We start from the raw sequence: 13,929 nt of genomic DNA on the forward strand, positions 1-13,929 counted from the left end.
GTCACATGACCGGTGACGCGCGCACAGGTGAAGGGGGAGGACGTGATGACGTCCGGCGAGCCATTGGCCGGCGGCGACGCCGAACGGGGAGCGGAGCGCCCCGCCTCGGTCGTCCGGCCGTTCCTGCTGACCGCGGGACGGATCGCCGGCGGCGACAGTCTCGTACCGCCGATCCCGATCGAGACACAGGTGGTGGCCACGCGTGTGGGACTGGCGGCGCTGGACCGCTTCGTCTTCGACCAGCACCGCGACATCATCACGGTCTGCCGTGAGCCGCAGTCGCTCGCGGAGATCGCGGCGAGACTGCGGATGCACTTGAATGTGGTCCGTGTTCTCGCCGACGATCTGCGCGCCGACGGTCAACTGGCCCTGTACGCGCCGCAGGCCCGCTCCAATCGCGATGTCACTGTTCTGCGAAGGGTGATCGATGGTCTCCGAGCTGTCCCCGATTCCCGGGGCTCGATCCGTGAGGGATGACGACGAGCGTCCCCGGCCGCCGCTGCCGGTGAAGATGGTGATCGCGGGCGGCTTCGGCGTGGGCAAGACCACGACGGTGGGGGCCATTTCGGAGATCGAGCCGCTGACCACCGAGGCGTCCATCACCTCGGTCGCCGCCGGTGTCGACGACCTCTCCCACACCCCGGAGAAGGTGACGACGACCGTCGCCATGGACTTCGGCTGCGTCACCCTCGATCCGACCCTGAAGCTCTACCTGTTCGGGACCCCCGGCCAGGAGCGGTTCGGGTTCATGTGGGACGACCTGGTCGAGGGCGCGCTCGGCGGACTCGTCATCGTCGACACCCGGCGGCTCGACGACTGCTACGCGGCTGTCGACTACTTCGAGCACCGGGAGATCCCCTTCGCGGTGGCCGTCAACGCCTTCGACGGCCGGGTCGAACACGATCTGAACGACGTACGGTGGGCCCTCGACGTCGCCGACCATGTGCCGCTGACCGTGTTCGACGCACGCGACCGGGGGTCCGTGCGGGACGCGCTGCTCGTCGTCCTCGAACACGCCCTCGCCCGGGCCGAGAGAGCGGCGCGCGGTCCGGGAGAGGGTTCCTGAGCGAGGGCACGCGCGCCGGCGGGTCCGGCCCCGGGACGCGGACGGTCCGAAGGCGTCCCGGTCCGGCCGGGACGAGGACGGGGACGGCCCGAAGGCCGTCCCCGCGCGCTGTCCCTGTCCGTGCCGCTACGTGGTCCGGCGCCTGCGCACTCCGGGTGAGACCGCCACCCGGCCAACGGCCCAGAACAGCACGAGGACGAGCAGCGCGAGGACGGCCGTGAGGGCGGCTCCGCCGGCCACCTTCTCGTAGTTGTGCTGGTACAGGCCGTCCAGGATGTAGCGGCCGACCCCGCCGAGGGACACGTAGGCCGCGATCGTGGCCGTCGAGACGATCTGGACCGTCGCCGAGCGCAGCCCGCTGAGGATCAGGGGCAGCGCCGCCGGCACCTCGACCTGGAAGAGGATCCGTGCCTCCGCCATGCCCATGCCGCGGGCGGCGTCGACGGGGGACGGGTCCACGCTGCGGACCGCCTCGTAGGTGGTGATGAGGACCGGCGGGATCGCCAGCACCACGAGCGGGATCATCACCGGCACGATGCCGAGGCCCAGCCAGACGAACATCAGGACCAGGAGCCCGAACGTCGGCAGTGCGCGCGCCCCGGCGGACACGAAGGCCAGCGCGTTGCCGCCGCGCCCGGTGTGCCCGGTGACCAGGCCGATCGGCAGACCGATGGCCGAGGCGATCGCGAGGGCCGCGGCCGTGTACTGGACGTGTTCCCACACGCGCTGCGGGATGCCGTCGTAGCCGTGCCAGTGGGAGCCGTCGCTGAAGAAGGCCTGCATGAAGTTCAGTACGTTCACGAGGCGCCCTCCGGGGTGCCGGCGACGGCGTCCGCGGTCGTGGCCCCGGAGCGCCCGGCGGCACCGCCGGTCGGCGGCTGCCAGGGGGTGAGGACCCGCCGCAGCAGGACGAGCAGGGCGTCGATGGCGATGGCGAGGACGGCGATGGTGACCACCGCGGTCACGGCGAGCCGGGGGAGGCCGTACAACTGCGCGTAGGTCAGCAGATTTCCGAACGCTCCTTGGTTGCCGATCAGCGCGCCGACGCTCACCAGGCTGATGCTGGAGGCGACGGCCACGCGCAGCCCCGCCATGATCGCCGGTACGGCGATGGGCAGTTGGACCTGGAAGTAGCGGCGCACGACACCGATGCCCATGGCCGAGGCGGCGGCGTTCGTCTCCTCGGGGACCGAGCGGACCCCGTCGACCACCGCTGGGACGAGCACGACGAGGCTGTACAGGCACAGCGGGATCATCACGGTCAGCAGGCTCAGCCCGGTGTAGTCGATGAGCACCACGAAGAAGGCGATGGAGGGGATCGCGTAGAGCACGGTCGAGGTCCACAGCACCGGCGCGTAGAGCCAGTCGTAGTGGACGCACAGCAGTCCGATCGGCACGGCCAGCAGCAACCCGGCCAGTACGGGGACGAGCGCCTCCTCCATATGGAGGGCGATCAGGCTGAGATAGCTGTGCTGGATGGTGCTCGGAATGTGGAAGAACCCGTTCATCGCGAGGCCTTCGCCGTCGCCGTCTCCTGCGGGGCGTCCGCCGCCCGGCGCTTCCGGGCGGACCGGATCGCCGCGGCGACCGTCTCCTGCCCGGCGACCCCGAGGACCTTCCCCGAGCCGTCCACGCCGACCGCCTGGCCGGTCGGCGAGAGCACGGCCCGGTCCAGGGCGACCCGCAGCGAGTCGCGGCCCACCTCGAAGGTGGGACCGTACCCTTCGAGGTCCGCGATGTCCTCGCCCCAGCTTCCGGGGTCGGCCCAGCCGAGCGGCCTGCCGTCGGCGTCGGTGACCAGGACGGGCGCTCCCCCGGGCTCGCGTGCGGCGATCTCCCGCCAGTCGCAGCCCACGGGGAAGACCCGGGAGCGGTCGAGTCCGAGATCGCGGGTGGACAGGAACGACAGTCCGCGGATGCCCCGGTCCGCGCCGAGGAACTGCTCGACGAACGGATCGGCCGGCGCCGAGAGGATCTCGTCGGGGGCAGCGAACTGGGCGAGTTTGCCGCCGGCGCGCAGTACGGCGATCTGGTCGCCGATGGTGATCGCCTCGTCCATGTCGTGGGTGACGAACACGATGGCCTTGCCCAGTTCGCCCTGGATGCGCAGCAACTCCTCCTGGAGTCCCCGGCGTACGACCGGGTCGACCGCGGAGAACGGCTCGTCCATGAGCAGGATGGGCGGGTCGGCCGCCAACGCCCGGGCGACGCCGACCCGTTGCTGCTGACCGCCGGAGAGCTGGTAGGGATAGCGGCGGGCCAGGGCCGGATCGAGGCCGACCCGTTCCATCAGTTCCGCGGCGCGCTCGCGGGCGCGCTGCTTGGACCAGCCGAGCAGCCGGGGCACCGTGGCGATGTTGTCGACGATGGTCCGGTGCTGGAAGAGGCCGGCGTTCTGGATGACGTAACCCATGGAGCGGCGCAGGGTGTTGACCGGGCGGGTGCGGATGTCCTCGCCGTCGACCCGGATCGTGCCGCTGCTCGGCTCGATCATCCGGTTGATCATGCGGAGCGTGGTGGTCTTGCCGCAGCCCGAAGGTCCGACGAGAACGGTGATGGAGTGATCCGGTATCTGGAGAGACAGGCGATCGACGGCCACCGTGCCGTCGGCGTATCGCTTGCTGACATCTTCGATGGCTATCAAGCGTCGAAACCCTTCGGGAACGGCTTTGCCCGCGCGTGGCGCGATCACGTGCACGAGGCTGCGTAGTCTAGCCAGTCGATGTTCGTTCCCGGCCATGACAGAGCGTGAATGTCGCGCGTACGTCCGCTTTTCCTGGGCACTTCCGGCTTCCCGGGAACCCGGTCAACTCATTCTCGGGTTCGTACCGTTCGGTGATCAGCCCTCGGAACCCACGGGCGCCGAGCCCGCGGTGACCAGTTCCCGCGGGCGCTCGGTCTCCCGGGGCCGCTGGATCCGCTCCGCGGGCCCGCGGCCACCCTGCCGCCACAGCCACGCGATGTCGCGGCCGAACGACCACACGAGCAGCGCGAGCGCGGTCAGTACGGCGGCCATCTCCGCGTCGTACGGCAGGAGTCCGGAGCCCGCGACCAGCAGGATGACGCCCTGGAGGGCCGCCACCGTCTTGCGCGCCATGCTCGGCGGCAGCTCGCCGTTCAGCCACGGCATCACCCGGGCGGCGGCGACGAACGCGTACCGCATCGTGCCGATCAGCAGCACCCACGGGCCGAGCGACATCCCGACGTACACGCTCAGCACGAGGATCAGGAACGCGTCCACCTCCATGTCGAAGCGGGCACCCAGGGCCGAGGACGTGCCGGTCCGCCGGGCCACCTTGCCGTCGACGCCGTCGAGGATCAGCGCGACCGCCGTCAGGCCGACCAGCAGACTGATCGGCGGCGAGCTCTCGAAGGAGTCCGCGACCAGCGCGGTGACACCGCCCACCAGGATCGCGCGGCCGAGCGTGACGCGGTTGGCGGGTCCGAAGGAGCGGGGCTGTGTGCGCCGCAGCGCGCGGGTGAGCACCGCCCAGGTCGCGAACGCGAACACCAGGCCGGTCAGCCAGCCCGCCGGCCCCATCCCGATCGCCGTGCCCAGCAGGGCCAGCACCAGGAGCTGCACGCCGGCTCCCACCGTGGTCTCCTGCTGGGGAAGCCTTGCGCCGTACATGTTGTTCAGGGCCACCGCAGATCCTCCGGCCGAATGACAGATTCGATCAACGCCGCGTACCGTGTGCGCGACTTGTCACTGCTCCGTACGTGAAGATCTGCGGAATCGTTCAGGGGGACGCTCATGGAACTCACAGCTCGCGCCTTCTGGCTCGCATCTCCGGGCCACGGCGAGATCCGTGACGTCACCCTCAACGCGCCCACCGAGGGCGAGGTACTGATCCGTACGCTCTACTCCGGAGTCAGCAGGGGCACCGAGACCCTCGTGTTCCGCGGGGGAGTCCCGGAGAACCAGCACGCCTCGATGCGCGCGCCGTTCCAGGACGGGGATTTCCCCGCACCCGTGAAATACGGCTATCTGAGTGTCGGCCAAGTGGAGGAAGGTCCCGCGCGGCTGCTCGGGCGGACGGTCTTCTGCCTCTACCCGCACCAGACGCGGTACGTCGTCCCGGTGAGCGCCGTGACCGTCGTCCCCGAGTCGGTGCCCGCCTCCCGTGCCATCCTCGCCGGCACCGTCGAGACCGCGGTGAACGCCCTGTGGGACGCCGCCCCGCTCATCGGCGACCGGATCGCGGTGGTCGGTGGCGGCATGGTCGGCTGCTCGGTCGCCGCGCTGCTCGCCCGCTTTCCCGGGGTGCGCGTCCAGCTCGTCGACGCCGACCCGGCACGCGGTGCCGTCGCCCGCGCCCTCGGTATCGACTTCGCGCTCCCCGAGGAGGCCGAGGGCGAACTCGACCTCGTCGTGCACGCCAGTGCCACCGAGGCCGGGCTCAATCTCTCCCTCGGCCTGCTCGCCCACGAGGGGACCGTCATCGAGCTGAGCTGGTACGGGGACCGCCGGGTCGCCCTGCCGCTCGGCGAGGCCTTCCACTCCCGCCGGCTGACCCTGCGCAGCAGCCAGGTGGGTTCCGTTTCCCCCTCAGGCCGGGCCGGAAGGATGTACGCGGACCGTCTGGCTCTCGCCCTCGAACTTCTCGCCGAACCGGCCTTCGACGCCCTGATCACCGGGGAGTGCTCCTTCGGCGAACTCCCCGACGTGATGGGGAAACTGGCCTCCGGATCGATACCCGCGCTGTGCCACCGAGTCGCCTACGAAGAGGTTTGAGCCGACGAGAACCGGCCTGACCTCTACGGACTCCGAAGAAAGGGCGACACGCGGCTGAACAAGGTGAACCGGACAGCCGTACTACACGACGTGATCCCGGCAGGGGATCAGACGCACCGCACCTGGAGGGTCGTCCGTTGTTCAGCATCACCGTCCGCGATCACCTGATGATCGCCCACAGCTTCCGTGGCGAGGTCTTCGGACCCGCGCAGCGCCTCCACGGGGCGACGTTCCTGGTGGACGCCACCTTCCGTCGCCCCGAGCTGGACGACGACAACATCGTCGTCGACATCGGACTGGCCACGCAGGAGCTCGGCGCCGTCGTGAGCGAGTTGAACTACCGCAACCTCGACAGCGAGCCGGACTTCAAGGACACCAACACCTCGACCGAGTTCCTGGCGAAGGTCATCGCCGACCGGCTGGCCGACCGCGTGCACGCCGGAGCCCTGGGCGCGGGCGCCCACGGCCTCGCCGGCATCACCGTCACCCTCCACGAGTCGCACATCGCCTGGGCGAGTTACGAGCGTGCCCTGTGACCGATGTGACCCTCGACAAGGCGTCCGCGCCGTCCGGGCGTCCCGCCACGGTCCCCGGACCGGGCGCCCTGAACTACGTGCCCGTGCAGACCCCGGCTCTCAAGAACGCCGAGATCATCCCCATGTCCCTGCGCACCGTGCACTTCGTGATGCCGGGCGGCGTCGACGACCCGGCCACGCCGAGCGGCGGCAACGCCTACGACCGCCGGCTCTGCCTCGACCTGCCCGGCTTCGGCTGGCAGGTCCAGCGGCACATCGTCGCCGGCGAGTGGCCCCGCCCCGGTGCCGCCGCCCGTACGGAACTCACCCGGACCCTGGCGGACCTGCCCGACGGCACGGTCGTCCTCCTCGACGGGATCGTCGCCTGCGGAGTCCCCGAGATCGTCGCTCCCGAGGCCGACCGGCTGCGTCTCGTCGTCCTCGTCCACCTGCCGCTCGGCGACGAGACGGGACTCGAACCCGCCGTGGCCGCCGAGCTGGACGCCCTGGAACGTACGACCCTGCGGGCCGTGTCCGCCGTCGTCGCCACCAGCGAATGGGCCGTCCGCCGGCTCGTCGCCCACCACGGTCTCGCCCCCGACCGGGTCCACGCCGCCGCACCCGGCGCCGACATCGCACCGCTCGCCTCCGGCACCGACGGTGTCTCGCGGCTGCTGTGCGTGGCCGCGGTGACCCCGCGCAAGGGCCAGCACCGTCTCATCGAGGCCCTCGCCACCGTCACCGACCTGCCTTGGAGCTGCGTCTGCGTCGGCGGTCTGGGCCAGGACCCGGCCTACGTCGACCATCTGCGCGCCCTGATCGCCCAGCACGGCCTCGGCGACCGGCTGCACCTCGCCGGACCGCAGGCCGGCGCCGAACTCGACGCCAGCTACGCCGCGGCCGACCTCATGGTCCTCACCTCGTACGCGGAGACCTACGGCATGGCCGTCACCGAGGCCCTGGCCCGCGGCATCCCCGTGCTCGCCACGGACGTCGGCGGTGTGCCCGAGGCCGTCGGACGCGCCCCCGACGGCGGTGTGCCCGGCATCCTCGTCCCCCCGGAGGACCCGGCGGCCCTCGCCGCCGAGCTGCGCGGCTGGTTCGGCGAGGCCGACGTGCGGCGCCGGCTGAAGGCCGCCGCCCGCGGACGGCGTGCCGCGCTCGACGGCTGGGCCACCACCGCGCGCAGCCTGGCCGGTGTGCTCGGCCGGCTGTCCCAGGAACCCCGGAGGGCGGCATGAGCACCGCGACCACGCCCGCGAGCGGGCCGGACTCCGGCATCCCCGAGCAGAAGGTGAGGACGGGCGTGCCCGGTCAGCGAGTCGGGGACCCTGACGCCGAAGGGGTGCGCTACGCGCCCCAGTGGCTCCAGCTGCGTGAGCCCGCCGACGCCGCCGCGCGGGCGGTCGACCTCCTCGACCCGCTCCGCATCCGGCTGGCCAACCGGCCCGTGCGCGGCGGCCTGGCCATCCACGACCTCGGCTGCGGCACCGGCTCCATGGGCCGCTGGCTGGCGCCCCGGCTCGACGGTGCCCAGCACTGGATCCTGCACGACCGTGACCCGTACCTGCTGCACTTCGCCACCGTCGGGGCGCCCAAGGCGGCGGCCGACGGCAGCCACGTCGGCGTCACCACCCAGCGCGGTGACATCGGGCGGCTGACGGCGGACGCCCTGGCCGGCGCCTCCCTGGTGACCGCGTCGGCGCTGCTCGACGTGCTCACCGCCGAGGAGATCGACCGGCTCGCGGCGGCCTGCGCCGGCGCGGGCGTGCCCGCCCTGTTCACGCTGTCCGTCGCGGGCCGGGTCGAACTCACCCCGGCCGACCCGCTGGACGCCGAGATCACCGAGGCGTTCAACGCCCACCAGCGGCGCGGCGACCTGCTCGGCCCGGACGCCGTCACCGAAGCCTGCGAGGCGTTCGCCCGTCACGGCGCGACCGTACGGGTGCATCCGAGCCCGTGGCGGCTCGGCCGTGACGAGGCCGACCTCACCGCGGAGTGGCTGCGCGGCTGGGTCGCCGCGGCGGTGGAAGAGCGCCCCGAGCTGGCCGAACGGGCGGAGGCGTATCTGGAGTCGCGCCTGGCGGCGTGCGCCGCGGGCGAGCTGCGGGTCGTCGTCCACCACAGCGATGTGCTGGCGCTGCCCCGCCCGGTCGGGGGTGCGGCGTGAGCGCGGGCCTGGAGACACTGGGACCGGCCGCCGCCCCGGCGGCCGGGGCCCCGGACCTCGACGGCCCGCCCCTGAACATCCCCGCGGAGTCCGGCGCCCCGCTCGCGCCGGGCCCCACGGGCACGGAACCGGAGTCCCTCCCGGCCGAGGGCTCCGCGAGCCCGGCGGCCGGGGGAACCTCCCGCACCCGGCGCGTGTCCGGACGGGTGCGCAAGCACTTCGGCGCCGCGGCCGGCGTCCTCATCCTCGGAGTGCTGCTCTGGCGGCTGGGTACCGGGGTGTTCGTGGACGGGCTGCGACGGATCGACGGGACCACCCTGACGGTGGCGATGGCGATCGGGCTGCTCACCACGGTCTTCAGCGCCTGGCGGTGGTGCCTGGTCGCACGCGAGCTGCGTATCGAGCTCCCGCTGGGCGCGGCCGTCGCCGACTACTACCGGGCGCTGTTCCTGAACGCCGCGCTGCCCGGCGGGGTACTCGGCGACGTGCACCGGGCGGTACGGCACGGGCAGAGCGCCGGCGACATCGGCCGGGGCGTGCGTTCGGTGGTGCTGGAACGCACCGCGGGACAGGCCGTGCTGGTGGCCGTCGGAGCGGTGGTGCTGCTCACCCAGCCGTCGCCCGTGCTCGCGCAGGCCCGCGAGGCCGCGCTGGTGCTCGTGCTCGTCTCCGTGTGCGGCGCGGTGACCTTCGGCGTCCTCCGCAGGCGCCGGACCGCTGCCGCCACCGGACGGTACGGAGCCGTCCGCGGCGCGCTCGTCGAGGCCCGGGGTGCCCTGCTGGCCCGGCGCAGCTGGCCCGGCGTGACGCTCGCGTCGGTCCTGGTGCTCGCCGGTCATCTGGCGATGTTCGTGCTCGCCGCCCGGGCCGCCGGATCCGACGCGTCGGTCGCCCGGCTGACGCCGCTGGCCCTGCTGGCCCTGCTGGCCATGGGGCTGCCGCTGAACGTCGGCGGCTGGGGCCCCCGCGAGGGCGCCACCGCCTGGGCGTTCGGCGCCGCCGGGCTCGGCGCCGGCATGGGCCTGACCGTCGCGGTGATCTACGGCGTGCTCAGCCTCGCGGCGAGCCTGCCCGGCGCCGTGGTCCTGGTCGTCCGGTGGGGTGCCGCGCTCCGGCGCCCCCGGGAGGAGAGCGCGGGAGGACCTGTTCAGTGCAGCGTCTCGGACGTCACCAAGGAGAAGTACGCCCCGAAGGCCTCGGCCAGCCCGGCGAGGAGTTCCTTCCCCTTCTCGGCGCCGGCCATCGAGGGGCGGCCGATGACCCCGGACTCGGTATAGCCCGACATGCCGAGAGTGAGCAGATGCCGACGGTCGTCGGCCACGAAATCGGAGGCCTCATAACCGTCTTTGACGCATTCCGGATGGGCGTGCAGGAGAATGGACGTCTCAATTTCCCCGGCGTGCATATCCGTGAGCAACGACGTCTGCACACCGGCCCGTTCACACGCGCCTTCCCAGTCCTCCATGGCGGGGAAAAGCGCCATGCGCGTACCGGTGCCCGCGGATTCCTGGACCACGTTGCCCAGAACGTAATTCCCCCCGTGCCCGTTGACCACGACCAGGGTGTCGACGCCCGATCGCCGCAACGAAGCGGCGATGTCCCGGACGACGGCGTACAGCGTGACGGCGGAAATGCTGACGGTGCCCGGCCAGGCCGCGTGCTCGTGCGAGCACGAGATCGTCACCGGAGGAAGAAGATGCACCGGATAGGCGGCCGCGATCTCCCGCGCGATGGCGCACGCCACCAGTGTGTCGGTCGTCAGGGGCAGGTAGGCGCCGTGCTGTTCGAGGCTCCCGACGGGAAGGACGGCGACCTGGCGGGCGACACCGGCCCCCCGCTCGCGGACATCCTCCGTGGTGTCCAGTGACAGCACACCGGACTCCATCACGCGTGTTCCCGAACTACTCATCTTTCACGGCCCTTTCGACTCTGCTTAGGAACCAGATCATGACAGATAACTTTGGCGTACTCGGCGGGAATGCCCACCTCACAGGTGTCGAACGAGTCGTGATTGCCCCGCTGCCCACCGTGTACGGCGATTTCCACGCCGTCGGCTACCTCGACCACGATCGTGGCGAGGAACAAGTCGTCCTCGTGTACGGCGACTTGGACACCCTGGGAAAGGGGGACATCCTGACCCGGCTGCATTCCGAATGCCTCACCGGCGACTCCTTCGGATCGCAGCACTGCGAGTGCGGCCCCCAGCTCACCGCCTCGCTGCAGGCCATCGCGGCCGAGGGCCGGGGTGTCCTCGTCTACCTGCGCGGCCACGAGGGCCGGGGCATCGGCCTGCTCGCCAAGCTCAAGGCGATGAAGCTCCAGGCGGAGGGGCTCGACACCGTCGAGGCGAACGTCGCCCTCGGCCTGCCGGTGGACGCCCGCGACTACCGGGTGGCGGCGGAGATGCTGCACGACCTCGGCGTACGGTCCGTGCGGCTCCTGTCGAACAACCCGCGCAAGCGTGAGTCGCTGCTGCGCCACGGCATCAAGGTCGCCGAGCAGGTGCCGCTCCTGATACCGCCGTGCGAGGACAACCTCACCTACCTGCTGACCAAGCGGGAGCGCCTCGACCACTACCTGCCCCACCTGGACGGCGAGGAGTGGGCCAAGGCGATCTTCGCCGGCTCGGCGAAGACGGTCGTCACCGAGGAATGAGCGAAGAGGCCGGCGGGCGCGGGGCGACGGAAGAGGGATGACGGAAGAGGGGCGCACGGTCCCGGGGCTGTCCGCTCAGGGCCCCGGACCGATGCCGCCCTCGACCCCGCCCCCGCCCCCGCCCTTGACCCCGCCCTCGACCCCGCCCTCGACCCCGACCCCGCCCTCGACCCCGACCCCGCCCTCGACCCCGACCCCGCCCTCGACCCCGACCCCGCCCTCGACCCCGACCCCGACCCCGTATGATCGCCGCGCACGCGAGGGCGCCCGACGGGACGGCACGCCCCCATACCGGCGGCAGGGGGGGCCATGAAGACGGCGGCGCGGGTGCCGAAGGCCCGGACGGCACCCTTGCGCAGCGCCGGCTTCCGGCGGTTCGTGCTGGCGAGTCTGATCTCGGCGACGGGATCCGCGATGGCGCCACTCGCGCTCGCCTACGCGGTGATCGGACAGGGCGGCGGAGCCGGATCGCTCGGCCTGGTGCTCGCCGTGAACACCGTGCCGACCATCGCCTTCCTGCTGGTGGGCGGGGTGCTCGCGGACCGGATGTCCCGCAGCCGGATCCTGCTGGTGGGCAACCTGGCCGCCGCCGTGGCACAGGGGGCGCTCGCCGTCATCGTGCTGACCGGCAGCGCCTCGACCGGATCCATCGCCGCCTGCGGCTTCCTCTCGGGAGTCGCCGTGGCGTTCACCGTGCCCGCCGGCCAGGGCGTGGTGAACCAGTTGGTGGAGCCGGAACATCTGCAGCAGGCCAACGCGCTGGTCAGGCTGCCCAGCAACGCCGTACGGGTGCTCGGGCCCGTGGCCGGCGGGCTGGTCGTCGCCCTCTGCGGACCGGGGTGGGCGCTGACCGGGGACGCGCTCTCGTTCCTGGCAGCGGCCCTGCTGCTGCACGGGCTGCGTCTGGACGCACCCGTCGCTGCGGGCAGTGTCCTCGGCGACCTGCGGTCGGGCTGGTCCGGATTCCGCTCCCGTACCTGGCTGTGGACGTACACGCTGGCCGGCATGGCCGTGGTCGCCGCCTGGCTGGCCGGATTCCAGATGCTCGGACCGGTCCTCGCCGCGCGGCTGTACTCCGGGGCGAGTTCCTGGGGCCTGGTGCAGGGGGCGTTCGCGCTCGGGCTGCTGACGGGCGCACTGGTGTGCCTGTGGTGGAGGCCGTACCGGCTGCTCGCCGTCGCCGTGAGCACCGCCTCCCTGCTCTTCCTGCCGTTGACGGCGATGGGGCTCGCGCTGCCGCTGCCGGCCGTCCTGTTCTCCGCGCTTCTCGCGGGCGCCGGTCTCGACGTCGCCATCGTCGCGTGGACCACGGCCTTCCAACTCCACGTACCTGAGCAGGAGTTGGGAAGGGCCGCCGCGTTCAACAGCGTCGGGGAGCGCTGCGCGATCCCGCTCGGCTATCTGCTCGCCGCCCTGGCCGCGGGCGCCTGGTCGGAGCGCGAGGTGCTCCTGATCTGCGCGGGGGTGATCGTGACCGCCACCGTGCTCAACCTGTGCGTACCGGACGTGTACCGCGTCAACCGGACGACCCCGGGCTGATCAGGCACGTACCGCCTCGTGCACCAGCCGCTTGAGCTCGGGGAAGACCGAGTGGGAAGCCCTCGGGCGCAGTTGGCTCAGGAACTGCACGGTCAGATCGCGCCGTGGGTCGATCCAGAAGGTCGTGGTGGCCACCCCGCTCCAGCCGAACGCGCCCTCGGCGGCGGGCGCCCGCGTGACCGCCGGGTCCACCACGACGGACACCCCCAGACCGAAACCGAGGCCGGCGTTACCGGGTTCCCGGTGGACAGGGCTGCCGAAGGAGCGCCGGTCGGCGTTGCCTGGCAGCTGGTTGGCCGTCATCAGGTCCACGGTCCCGGGGCGCAGCAGACGGGTTCCGTCGAGTTCGCCGCGGCGCCGGAGCATCTCCATGAAGCGGTGGTAGTCGTGGGCCGTGGCGACCATCCCCCCGCTGCCGGACAGGAAGCGGGGCCGCCCGCGCAGCGGGAGACCGGCGATCGGGGTGAGTGCCCCGTTGTCGTCCTCGCCGTACAACTCGGCCAGTCTGCCCGCCTGTTCGTCCGTGACCTGGAAGCCGGCGTCCGTCATCCCGAGCGGCCCGAGGACGCGCCGGTGGAGGAAGACGTCGAGGTCCTGGCCGGACACCACCTCGATGACACGGCCGAGGACATTGGTGGCCACCGAGTAGTTCCACTGCGTGCCCGGCTCGAACTGGAGCGGCAGCCCGGCGTACACCTCGCAGGTCTCGGCCAGGTCGGCGTCCGGTGCCACGGAGGACTCGACCCCGGCGTCCCGGTAGAGACCGTCGACGGGGTGCGTGTGGTAGAAGCCGAAGGTCAGGCCCGCGGTGTGGGTGAGCAAGTGGCGTACCAGGATGGGCTGTCGGGCGGGCCGGGTCGTGGTGTCCGGCCCGGACCCGCCGACGTACACCCGCGGTTCGGCGAAGGCGGGGAGGAAGTCGGCCACCCGGTCGTCGAGTCCGAGGCGGCCCTCTTCGAGCAGCATGAGCGCCGCGACCGAGGTGACCGGCTTCGTCATGGAGTAGATCCGCCACAACGTGTCGCTCCGCACCGGGAGTTCCGCCGCACGGTTACGCCGGCCGTACGTGGTGAGGTGGGCGACCCGCCCGTGCCGGGAGACGGCCACCAGGAAGCCGGGGAGCCTGCCGTCGTCGACCAGGGCGGCGAAGTGCCGGTCGAGCCGGTCCAGCGCCTCGGGGTCGAGGCCGGCGGATTCCGGCTCGACTTCCTGTCGCAGATGTCCCATGGCTCTCCTTCGGACCGCGGCT

14 protein-coding genes and 1 pseudogene are annotated in these 13,929 nt (G+C 72.0%); 9 read left to right on the top strand and 6 right to left on the bottom strand.

What is annotated here, in order from left to right; translation table 11 throughout:
* Positions 1-45: 45 nt before the first annotated feature.
* Positions 46-477: a DUF742 domain-containing protein gene (locus tag ACF07B_RS13090; protein WP_369485467.1), complete on the top strand. Its 432-nt coding sequence runs from the start codon at positions 46-48 to the stop codon at positions 475-477.
* Positions 428-1,066, top strand: a complete 639-nt coding sequence (locus tag ACF07B_RS13095) for an ATP/GTP-binding protein (protein WP_392178999.1) — start codon at positions 428-430, stop codon at positions 1,064-1,066. The genes ACF07B_RS13090 and ACF07B_RS13095 overlap by 50 nt, the downstream gene beginning before the upstream one ends.
* A 126-nt stretch (positions 1,067-1,192) precedes the next feature.
* Here ACF07B_RS13095 and ACF07B_RS13100 read toward each other — a convergent pair whose 3' ends face one another.
* The 4 genes from ACF07B_RS13100 to ACF07B_RS13115 all read right to left on the bottom strand — a co-directional run bounded on the left by ACF07B_RS13100 (position 1,193) and on the right by ACF07B_RS13115 (position 4,712).
* Positions 1,193-1,867, bottom strand: a complete 675-nt coding sequence (locus tag ACF07B_RS13100) for an ABC transporter permease (RefSeq protein ID WP_369485468.1) — start codon at positions 1,865-1,867, stop codon at positions 1,193-1,195.
* The gene (locus ACF07B_RS13105) at positions 1,864-2,574 is read right to left on the bottom strand and encodes an ABC transporter permease (protein ID WP_392179000.1); all 711 of its coding nucleotides are present in this window, start codon (positions 2,572-2,574) and stop codon (positions 1,864-1,866) included. Before ACF07B_RS13105 ends, ACF07B_RS13100 begins: the two co-directional genes overlap by 4 nt.
* Complete coding sequence (locus ACF07B_RS13110) at positions 2,571-3,710, bottom strand: ABC transporter ATP-binding protein (RefSeq protein WP_392179001.1); 1,140 nt, start codon at positions 3,708-3,710, stop codon at positions 2,571-2,573. The genes ACF07B_RS13105 and ACF07B_RS13110 overlap by 4 nt, the downstream gene beginning before the upstream one ends.
* Before the next feature lie 195 nt (positions 3,711-3,905).
* Positions 3,906-4,712, bottom strand: coding sequence for a CDP-alcohol phosphatidyltransferase family protein (locus ACF07B_RS13115; RefSeq protein WP_392179002.1), 807 nt, complete (start codon positions 4,710-4,712; stop codon positions 3,906-3,908).
* Positions 4,713-4,820: 108 nt separating this feature from the next.
* Here ACF07B_RS13115 and ACF07B_RS13120 point away from each other — a divergent pair, with 108 nt between their 5' ends.
* The 5 genes and pseudogenes from ACF07B_RS13120 to ACF07B_RS13140 all read left to right on the top strand — a co-directional run.
* A complete protein-coding gene (locus tag ACF07B_RS13120) occupies positions 4,821-5,801 on the top strand; it encodes a zinc-binding alcohol dehydrogenase (protein WP_392179003.1) in 981 nt (326 codons plus the stop codon).
* Between the two features lie 137 nt (positions 5,802-5,938).
* Positions 5,939-6,337, top strand: a complete 399-nt coding sequence (locus ACF07B_RS13125) for a 6-carboxytetrahydropterin synthase (RefSeq protein WP_328672536.1) — start codon at positions 5,939-5,941, stop codon at positions 6,335-6,337.
* Positions 6,334-7,557, top strand: coding sequence for a glycosyltransferase family 4 protein (locus ACF07B_RS13130; protein WP_392179004.1), 1,224 nt, complete (start codon positions 6,334-6,336; stop codon positions 7,555-7,557). Before ACF07B_RS13125 ends, ACF07B_RS13130 begins: the two co-directional genes overlap by 4 nt.
* On the top strand, positions 7,554-8,486 hold the full coding sequence (locus ACF07B_RS13135) for a class I SAM-dependent methyltransferase (protein WP_392179005.1): 933 nt from the start codon (positions 7,554-7,556) through the stop codon (positions 8,484-8,486). The genes ACF07B_RS13130 and ACF07B_RS13135 overlap by 4 nt, the downstream gene beginning before the upstream one ends.
* Before the next feature lie 284 nt (positions 8,487-8,770).
* Positions 8,771-9,496 (top strand): annotated as a pseudogene (locus tag ACF07B_RS13140) (lysylphosphatidylglycerol synthase transmembrane domain-containing protein); the annotation flags it as partial.
* Between the two features lie 137 nt (positions 9,497-9,633).
* On the opposite strand, the gene ACF07B_RS13145 reads toward ACF07B_RS13140, so the two are convergent.
* Positions 9,634-10,395 carry a creatininase family protein gene (locus ACF07B_RS13145; protein WP_392179006.1) on the bottom strand — a complete coding sequence of 254 codons (762 nt, stop codon included), beginning with the start codon at positions 10,393-10,395 and terminating at the stop codon, positions 9,634-9,636.
* Positions 10,396-10,433: 38 nt separating this feature from the next.
* Here ACF07B_RS13145 and ribA point away from each other — a divergent pair, with 38 nt between their 5' ends.
* Positions 10,434-11,141 carry a GTP cyclohydrolase II gene (gene ribA / locus ACF07B_RS13150; RefSeq protein ID WP_369485475.1) on the top strand — a complete coding sequence of 236 codons (708 nt, stop codon included), beginning with the start codon at positions 10,434-10,436 and terminating at the stop codon, positions 11,139-11,141.
* 309 nt (positions 11,142-11,450) lie between these two features.
* The gene (locus tag ACF07B_RS13155) at positions 11,451-12,680 is read left to right on the top strand and encodes an MFS transporter (RefSeq protein ID WP_392179007.1); all 1,230 of its coding nucleotides are present in this window, start codon (positions 11,451-11,453) and stop codon (positions 12,678-12,680) included.
* Here ACF07B_RS13155 and ACF07B_RS13160 read toward each other — a convergent pair whose 3' ends face one another.
* A complete protein-coding gene (locus tag ACF07B_RS13160; protein ID WP_392179008.1) occupies positions 12,681-13,907 on the bottom strand; it encodes a serine hydrolase domain-containing protein in 1,227 nt (408 codons plus the stop codon). It lies immediately after the preceding gene.
* Positions 13,908-13,929: the final 22 nt, after the last annotated feature.

It is taken from the genome of Streptomyces sp. NPDC015532 (genome assembly GCF_043078065.1).
GTDB lineage: Bacteria > Actinomycetota > Actinomycetes > Streptomycetales > Streptomycetaceae > Streptomyces.

Bases quoted from the DNA above. Each gene is read 5' to 3' on its own strand.
- ACF07B_RS13090 (WP_369485467.1), top strand. From the start codon at position 46: ATGACGTCCGGCGAGCCATTGGCCGGCGGCGACGCCGAACGGGGAGCG.
- ACF07B_RS13095 (WP_392178999.1), top strand. From the start codon at position 428: ATGGTCTCCGAGCTGTCCCCGATTCCCGGGGCTCGATCCGTGAGGGAT.
- ACF07B_RS13105 (WP_392179000.1), bottom strand. From the start codon at position 2,574: ATGAACGGGTTCTTCCACATTCCGAGCACCATCCAGCACAGCTATCTC.
- ACF07B_RS13120 (WP_392179003.1), top strand. From the start codon at position 4,821: ATGGAACTCACAGCTCGCGCCTTCTGGCTCGCATCTCCGGGCCACGGC.
- ACF07B_RS13135 (WP_392179005.1), top strand. From the start codon at position 7,554: ATGAGCACCGCGACCACGCCCGCGAGCGGGCCGGACTCCGGCATCCCC.
- ACF07B_RS13145 (WP_392179006.1), bottom strand. From the start codon at position 10,395: ATGAGTAGTTCGGGAACACGCGTGATGGAGTCCGGTGTGCTGTCACTG.
- ribA (WP_369485475.1), top strand. From the start codon at position 10,434: ATGACAGATAACTTTGGCGTACTCGGCGGGAATGCCCACCTCACAGGT.
- ACF07B_RS13155 (WP_392179007.1), top strand. From the start codon at position 11,451: ATGAAGACGGCGGCGCGGGTGCCGAAGGCCCGGACGGCACCCTTGCGC.
- ACF07B_RS13160 (WP_392179008.1), bottom strand. From the start codon at position 13,907: ATGGGACATCTGCGACAGGAAGTCGAGCCGGAATCCGCCGGCCTCGAC.